Source organism: Mycobacterium parascrofulaceum ATCC BAA-614 (assembly GCF_000164135.1).
Lineage (GTDB): Bacteria > Actinomycetota > Actinomycetes > Mycobacteriales > Mycobacteriaceae > Mycobacterium > Mycobacterium parascrofulaceum.
This window is the reverse complement of sequence record NZ_GG770553.1, coordinates 861,729-869,130: the sequence shown is the minus strand read 5'-3', so window position 1 is coordinate 869,130 and position 7,402 is coordinate 861,729. Positions and strand designations below refer to the sequence as shown.

Sequence of the window (7,402 nt, the reverse complement as noted above, 5' to 3'; positions counted from 1 at the left end):
CTGGCACGGTGGCCGAATTCGACCCCAAGGCCGGCTTCACCCGATCCCCGGTCGCCCGCATGGCCACGGTCACCCCCGGCGGTCTCCCCCACCTCGTCCCGGTGGTCTTCGCGGTCGGCGAGGACTCCCCCGACGTGGTGTACACCGCCGTCGACGCAAAACCCAAGACGACGCGGCGGCTGCGGCGGCTGGCCAACATCGAGCACAACGGCCACGTGAGCCTGCTCGTCGACCATTACGCCGATGACTGGACGCGGTTGTGGTGGGTGCGGGCCGACGGCACGGCCACCGTTCACACCGAAAGCGCGGTGCTGGAGTCGGCATATCGGCTGTTGCGCGCCAAATACCCGCAATATCAATCGGTTCCGCTGGACGGACCGGTGATCGCGGTCGCGGTGCACCGCTGGTCGAGCTGGCACGCCTGACGGGTGCGCCGGGCCGGGACCGATTGTGGCCGCAACGTGGCCTTGTGTTGGGCCCCCGTTGGGGGAACAGTTGCTTATGGACCCTGTGAGCTAGGACACACCGCGCCGGCGCACCCCGGCGATGCCGGAGACAACTGGAGGAACCTCATGGCGGACAAGGCGAATGCTTCCCAGGGCGCGGCGGCCGCCCCCACCCCCGCGGGCCCGGGCGAGGTGCGCAACATCGTCCTGGTCGGACCGTCGGGTGCCGGCAAGACCACCCTGGTCGAGGCGCTGCTGGTCGCCGGCGGGGTCCTGACCAGAGCGGGTTCGGTCACCGACGGCAGCACGGTATGCGACTACGACGAGGCCGAGATCCGCCAACAGCGGTCCGTCGGCCTCGCCGTCGCGTCCTTGGCGCACGACGGCATCAAGCTCAACCTGGTGGACACGCCCGGGTACGCCGATTTCGTCGGTGAGCTGCGCGCCGGCCTGCGCGCCGCGGACTGCGCGTTGTTCGTGATCGCCGCCAACGAGGGCGTCGACGAACCCACCAAATCGCTGTGGCAGGAATGCGATCAGGTCGGCATGCCCCGCGCCGTGGTGATCACCAAGCTCGACCACACCCGCGCCAACTACGCCGAGGCGCTGGCCGCCGCGCAGAACGCGTTCGGCGACAAGGTGTTACCGCTCTACCTGCCGACCGGCCTGCCGTCCTGCGAAGGGCTGATCGGCCTGCTGTCGCAGACGCGCTACCGGTACGCCGACGGCAAGCGGACCACGCAGCCGCCCGAGCCTTCCGACGCCGAGCGCATCGAGGAGGCGCGCGGCACCCTGATCGAGGGCATCATCGAGGAATCCGAGGACGAGTCGCTGATGGATCGCTACCTCGGCGGCGAGGCCATCGACGAAGCGGTGCTCATCGAGGACCTGGAGCGGGCCGTCGCCCGGGGGTCGTTCTTCCCGGTGATCCCGGTCTGCAGCAGCACCGGCGTCGGCACGCTGGAGCTGCTGGAAGTCGCCACGCGCGGATTCCCCTCCCCGATGGAACATCCCCTGCCCGAGGTCTTCACGCCGCAGGGCGCCCCGCACGCGACGCTGACCTGCGACCCCGCCGCACCGCTGCTCGCCGAGGTGGTGAAGACGACGTCGGACCCCTACGTCGGACGGCTCAGCCTGGTCCGGGTGTTCTCCGGGACCATCAGGCCCGACACGACGGTTCATGTGTCGGGCCATTTCGCATCGTTTTTCGGCGCGGTCAACGGGAACGGCAGCACGCACCCCGATCACGACGAAGACGAACGCGTCGGCGCCCTGTCGTTTCCGCTGGGCAAGCAGCAGCGCCCGGCCCCGGCCGTGGTGGCGGGCGACATCTGCGCCATCGGCAAGCTGAGCCGGGCCGAGACCGGCGACACCCTCTCGGACAAGGCGGAGCCGCTCGTGCTCAAACCGTGGACGATGCCCGAGCCCCTGCTGCCGGTCGCGATTCAGGCGCACGCCAAGACCGACGAGGACAAGCTGTCCGTCGGCCTGGGCCGGCTGGCCGCCGAGGACCCGACGCTGCGCATCGAGCAGAACCCCGAAACCCACCAGATCGTGTTGTGGTGCATGGGCGAGGCCCATGCCGGCGTCGTCCTCGACGCGCTGGCCAACCGGTACGGCGTCACGGTCGACACCGTCGAGCTTCGCGTGCCGCTCCGAGAAACGTTCGCCGGCAAGGCAAAAGGCCACGGCCGGCACGTCAAGCAATCCGGCGGGCACGGTCAATACGCGGTGTGCGACGTCGAGGTGGAGCCGCTGCCGGAGGGTTCGGGGTTCGAGTTCCTGGACAAGGTGGTCGGCGGGGCGGTGCCGCGCCAGTTCATCCCGAGCGTGGAAAAGGGGGTGCGCGCGCAGATGGAGAAGGGCGTGCACGCCGGCTACCCGGTGGTCGACATCCGGGTCACGCTGCTCGACGGCAAGGCCCACAGCGTCGACTCCTCGGATTTCGCTTTCCAGATGGCGGGCTCCCTGGCGCTGCGCGAGGCGGCCGCGGCGACGAAGGTGAGCCTGCTCGAGCCCATCGACGAGGTGTCGGTGCTGGTGCCCGACGACTTCGTGGGTGCGGTGATGGGTGATTTGTCGGGCCGGCGCGGCCGGCTGCTCGGCACCGACACCGTGGGCAACGAACGCACGCTGGTCAGGGCCGAGGTGCCCCAGGTGGAGCTGACGCGCTACGCGATCGACTTGCGCTCACTGGCCCACGGCGCCGCGTCGTTCACCCGTACCTTCGTCCGCTACGAACCCATGCCCGAGGCCGCGGCCACCCGGGTGAAGGCGACCGCCTGAGCCGGTCGAGCCCTAGCTTCGCCGGCCGAATTGCCGGGCGACGGCGCGGCGGTCCAGCGAGCCTTTGGCCGTGTGCGGTAACTCGGCCGCCTGCTGGAAGCTGGCCGGCACCTCGAAGGGGGCCAGCCGGTCGCGGCCGAATGCCGCGAGTTCGTCCGCGGTCGGCCCCGCGGATCCCCGCGGAACGATCACCGCGGCCACCGTCTCGCCGTACAGCTTGTCGGGCAGCCCGAAGACGGCCACCTCCAGGACGTCGGGGTGGGTGGCGAGCACACCCTCGACGCGCTCGGGTGAGATCTTCTCCCCGCCCCGGTTGATGAGTTCCTTGATCCGGCCGCGGATGACCAGGTCGCCCGCCGCCGACAGCGTTCCCAAGTCACCGGTGCGCAGCCACCCGTCGGTGAAGTTGGCGGCGGTGATCGCCGGGTCGCCGAGGTAGCCCCGGACCACGGTGGGTCCGCGCAGCCAGACCTCGCCGACCTCCCCCGCCGGCGCCGGCCGCCCGTCGGGGCCGGCGATCCTGATTTCCGGCCCGGTCGAGCGGCCGACGAGCCCCGGTGTGGCAGCGGGGTTTTCGGTGTTGCCGATTCCGGTGGTCGCCACCTGGTGGGTGGCTTCGGTCATGCCGAAGGCACACACCACCGGCGCCGAGAAGGTGTCCTGCAGCGCCTGCGCCGTTTCGGCGGTGAGCGGGGCGCTGCAACTGCGGATGAACCGCAACGCCGTGCCGCCCCGCCGGTCGGTTGCGGCCCGCTCCAACAGGATCTGGTGAATCGTGGGGACCGCCGTGTACCAGGTGGCGCCGACGGCGTCGATGTCGTCCCAGAAGGTGTGCGCCGAGAACCGCCCCCGCGCGGGCAGCAGCACCGCGCCCCCGGACGCCAGGGTCGCCAGCAGCGCGGCGAGCAGCCCGTGGCCGTGGTAGAGCGGCATCACCGCCACCGTGGCGTCGCCCGGGCCCAGCCCGTATCCGGCGATGATGGCCCGCACCGAGCCGGCGATGTTGGCGCGGGTCCAGGGCACCATCTTCGGCGTCCCGGTTGTTCCCCCGGTGAACATGATCATGGCGTCGTCGTCGCGCAGCCCTTCGGGCGTCGAAAAGCTCTGTGCCCCATCGACTCCGGCGTCGAGCTCCACCGTCGGAGCGCCGGGCGACCGGGCGCCCCTCACCGCCAGCGGCCACCACGGCACGCCTTGGCCCTCGTCAGGCGCGTCGCCGTCGATGAGCACCGCCCGGGCGCCGACGGCCTCGCTGCGGGCGCGCTGCTCGCCGACCGGCAGCGCCGGGTCCAGCGGAACCGCGACGAGGTCGGCGCGCGAGGCGGCCAGCAGCGCCACGACGAATTCCGCGTTGCTTCCGCAGCGCAGCGCGACGCGGTCACCCGGCCGCAGCCCGCGACCCTTCAGCGCCCCGGCCAGGTCGTCGACCAGCCGCAGCAGATCGCGGTAGCCGATCGGTGTCCGGTCGGCGGTGACGACCAGCGCCGGCGCGTCGGGCGACCGGCGTGCCGCCTCTCCGACCAGATCGGCGATGCGTGGGCCCCGCGTCTCCGCCGACCCCGTGGCCTCGCCGCCGATGATCGCCTCAGGTTTCATCGCCGCACTCCCTTTCGCTTCGTCGTCAACCTGCTCGAGATTGCCGGGTGGCCGTCCCGCCCGTCCAATACCGATTCGCTCACGACCGATAACCGTTGACTATTGACTGGTCCAAGGCGGCTGGCCAGCGCCGATAAACGGTGTGAATCGCTGCATAGCAGCCCGGTCTTGGACACCCGGCGGGCCGCCGCGTCAGAGTATGGCCGAGGCTTTACCTCACCGAGACCACACAGAGGAGTCGCCACCATGACCGCAGTTTCGGCATCTCCCGGACGAGCGCAGGAGCCCGCGCGTTTGATCGACGGCTTCCACCTGGTGGTGCAGGCGCTCAAGGCCAACGACGTGGACACCATCTACGGGATAGTCGGCATCCCGATCACCGACCTCGCCCGCGTCGCGCAGGCCTCCGGCATCCGCTACATCGGCTTCCGCCAGGAGACCTCGGCGGGCAACGCCGCGGCCGCCGCGGGATTCCTCAACCGCCGACCGGGCGTGTGCCTCACGACGTCCGGGCCCGGCTTCCTCAACGGCCTGCCCGCACTGGCCAACGCCACCGCGAACTGCTTCCCGATGATCCAGATCTCGGGGTCCAGCAATCGGGCGCTGGTCGATCTGCAACGCGGTGACTATCAGGACATCGACCAGCTCGACGCCGCGCGGCCGTTCGCGAAGGCGGCCTACCGGATCGGCCGCGTCGAGGACATCGGCCGCGGCGTCGCGCGCGCCGTGCGCACCGCGATCTCCGGGCGCCCCGGCGGCGTCTACCTCGACATCCCCGGCGAGGTGTTGGGGCAGGCTATGAATGCCGACGACGCGGCGGCCACGGTCTGGCGGATCGTCGACCCCGCGCCCCGCCAACTGCCGGCGCCCGAGGCGGTCGAGCGCGCGCTGCAGCTGCTGGCGCAGGCGCAGCGACCGTTGATCGTGCTCGGCAAGGGCGCCGCATACGCTCAGGCCGACGACCTGATTCGCGAATTCGTCGAGGCCACCGGGATCCCCTTCCTGCCGATGTCGATGGCCAAGGGGCTGCTGCCGGATTCCCACCCGCAGTCGGCGGCCGCCGCACGGTCGCTCGCGCTCGCCCGCGCCGACGTGGTGTTGTTGGTCGGCGCCCGCCTGAATTGGCTGCTCGGGCACGGGGACTCGCCGCAATGGGCCGCCGACGCCCGGTTCGTGCAGGTCGACATCGCCCCGTCGGAGTTCGACAGCAACCAGCCGATCGCGGCCCCCCTGGCCGGCGACATCGGCTCGGTGCTGGCGGCGCTGCGCGACGGCGTGGCCGCCCGCCCCATCACCGCGCCCGAGGAATGGACGAAGGAGTTGGCCGCCCGTACCGAACGCAACGACGCCAAGATGCGCGAGCGGCTGGCCGAAGACCCGCAGCCGATGCGTTTCTACAATGCGCTGGGCGCGATTCGCGCCGTGCTGCAGGCGAACCCGGACGCCTATGTGGTGAACGAGGGTGCCAACGCGCTGGACCTGGCGCGCAACGTCATCGGCATGGAGGTGCCGCGACACCGGCTCGACACGGGGACCTGGGGCACGATGGGCATCGGCATGGGCTACGCGATCGCCGCCGCCGTCGAGACGGGCCGGCCCGTGGTTGCGATCGAGGGTGACAGCGCATTCGGTTTCAGCGGCATGGAGATCGAGACCATCTGCCGCTACCGGCTTCCGGTGACCGTCGTGATTCTCAACAACGGCGGCGTGTACCGCGGCGACGAGGCCGCCGATGGGGCGGACCCGGCGCCCACCGTCCTGAACGCCCGGGCGCACCACGAACTGCTCGCGGAAGCCTTCGGCGGCAAGGGATATCACGTCACCACGCCGACCGAGCTGCGGTCGGCGCTGACCGAAACCATCGCGGCGCGGACACCGGCGATCATCGACTGCGAGCTCGACCCGGCGGCGGGGGTGGAAAGCGGGCATCTGGCGAGCCTGAACCCGTCCAGCGCGGCGGCGGTCAGCGCCGGTGGGTGATCCGCGACAGTTGCGCGTCGAAGAACTCGTCGAGCGACAGCTGCGCCGCGGACGCGGCGAGCGCGCGGGCGATCGGCGAACCGGGCCCGGCGGAATTGGTCGCCAGGGCGATCTCGGCCTTGAGCACCGGATCGACCATCTCCACCGCACGGACTTCTGGGCCCAAGGGCGACGTCCACAGCCAGGTGTGCGGCACGATACATGCCCAGTTCCCCGCGGCGACCTGAGCGAATAGCGAAGCGACCGAGTCGGTTTCGACCTGTGGGGTCACTTCGATGTCGTGATCGGCGAACGCCTTGTCGATGATCTGGCGGTCCCGCATGTCGGGCGTGAGCAGCGCCAGCGGCAACTGCGCCGCCTCCGGCCACGTCATCGCCGCCGCGGCCGACCCCAACATGTCCGCGGGCGACAACAGCACGTAGTGCTCCTCGTACAGCGGCACCAGGCTGACGTCGTGGGCCTCGTCGGGCGCCGCGTGCACGATCGCGGCGTCCAGTTCGAATTCGCGCAGCCGCCGGTGCAATTCGGTGCCCGCCAACCGGGAAAGGATGTGTACCTTGGCCAACGGGTGCGCCGAACAGAACGCCGAGAGTACCAGGGAGGCGGTCGTCGAGGCGGTGGGGACCGTGCCCAGCCGCAGCATGCCGGTGATGCCCGAGCGCACCGCGTGGACCTCCGCCTTGAACGCGTCGTGCTCGGCGAGAATCCGCCTGGCCCACACCACCAACCGCTCGCCTTCCGGGGTCAGGCCCTCGAAGCTGTGTCCGCGATTGATCAGCGTGACGTTCAGTTCGCGTTCCAGCTTGGCGATCGCGGCGGACAGCGCGGGTTGGGACACGAAGCACTTCTCGGCCGCCCGGGCGAAGTGACGCTCCTGCGCGACCGCCACGAAGTACTCCAGTTGACGGAAGAGCACCCGCGCCTCCTCGGCCCGACGGAGTTTCGCTGAGGCTAACGCGTCGCCCGTGCACCAGCCAGTCCGGCGGCGTACGCGCCGCCGGTGGGTGTGGCGCGGTTTGCCACAGTCGGGTTGCCAAAGTCCCTGTGCCGTCGCGCAAGCGATCCCGGGAGGCCCGTGGCGCCCCCGGGCGGTG

The 7,402-nt window shown here is 70.8% G+C and carries 5 protein-coding genes; 3 read left to right on the top strand and 2 right to left on the bottom strand.

From position 1 onward, the window contains the following. The first annotated feature begins 8 nt into the window (after positions 1-8). Complete coding sequence (locus HMPREF0591_RS04140; protein WP_023868003.1) at positions 9-425, top strand: TIGR03668 family PPOX class F420-dependent oxidoreductase; 417 nt, start codon at positions 9-11, stop codon at positions 423-425. A 147-nt stretch (positions 426-572) separates the two neighbouring features. Beyond that, complete coding sequence (locus HMPREF0591_RS04135) at positions 573-2,732, top strand: elongation factor G-like protein EF-G2 (protein WP_007167164.1); 2,160 nt, start codon at positions 573-575, stop codon at positions 2,730-2,732. Between the two features lie 12 nt (positions 2,733-2,744). Here HMPREF0591_RS04135 and HMPREF0591_RS04130 read toward each other — a convergent pair whose 3' ends face one another. After that, a complete protein-coding gene (locus HMPREF0591_RS04130) occupies positions 2,745-4,328 on the bottom strand; it encodes a FadD7 family fatty acid--CoA ligase (protein WP_007167163.1) in 1,584 nt (527 codons plus the stop codon). Positions 4,329-4,574: 246 nt separating this feature from the next. Here HMPREF0591_RS04130 and oxc point away from each other — a divergent pair, with 246 nt between their 5' ends. Further along, the gene (oxc, locus tag HMPREF0591_RS04125) at positions 4,575-6,308 is read left to right on the top strand and encodes an oxalyl-CoA decarboxylase (protein ID WP_040621074.1); all 1,734 of its coding nucleotides are present in this window, start codon (positions 4,575-4,577) and stop codon (positions 6,306-6,308) included. Here oxc and HMPREF0591_RS04120 read toward each other — a convergent pair. Then, positions 6,292-7,224, bottom strand: coding sequence for a LysR family transcriptional regulator (locus HMPREF0591_RS04120; RefSeq protein WP_007167161.1), 933 nt, complete (start codon positions 7,222-7,224; stop codon positions 6,292-6,294). The genes oxc and HMPREF0591_RS04120 overlap by 17 nt on opposite strands. Between the last annotated feature and the right edge of the window lie 178 nt (positions 7,225-7,402).

Bases quoted from the DNA above. Each gene is read 5' to 3' on its own strand.
- HMPREF0591_RS04135 (WP_007167164.1), top strand. From the start codon at position 573: ATGGCGGACAAGGCGAATGCTTCCCAGGGCGCGGCGGCCGCCCCCACC.
- HMPREF0591_RS04130 (WP_007167163.1), bottom strand. From the start codon at position 4,328: ATGAAACCTGAGGCGATCATCGGCGGCGAGGCCACGGGGTCGGCGGAG.
- oxc (WP_040621074.1), top strand. From the start codon at position 4,575: ATGACCGCAGTTTCGGCATCTCCCGGACGAGCGCAGGAGCCCGCGCGT.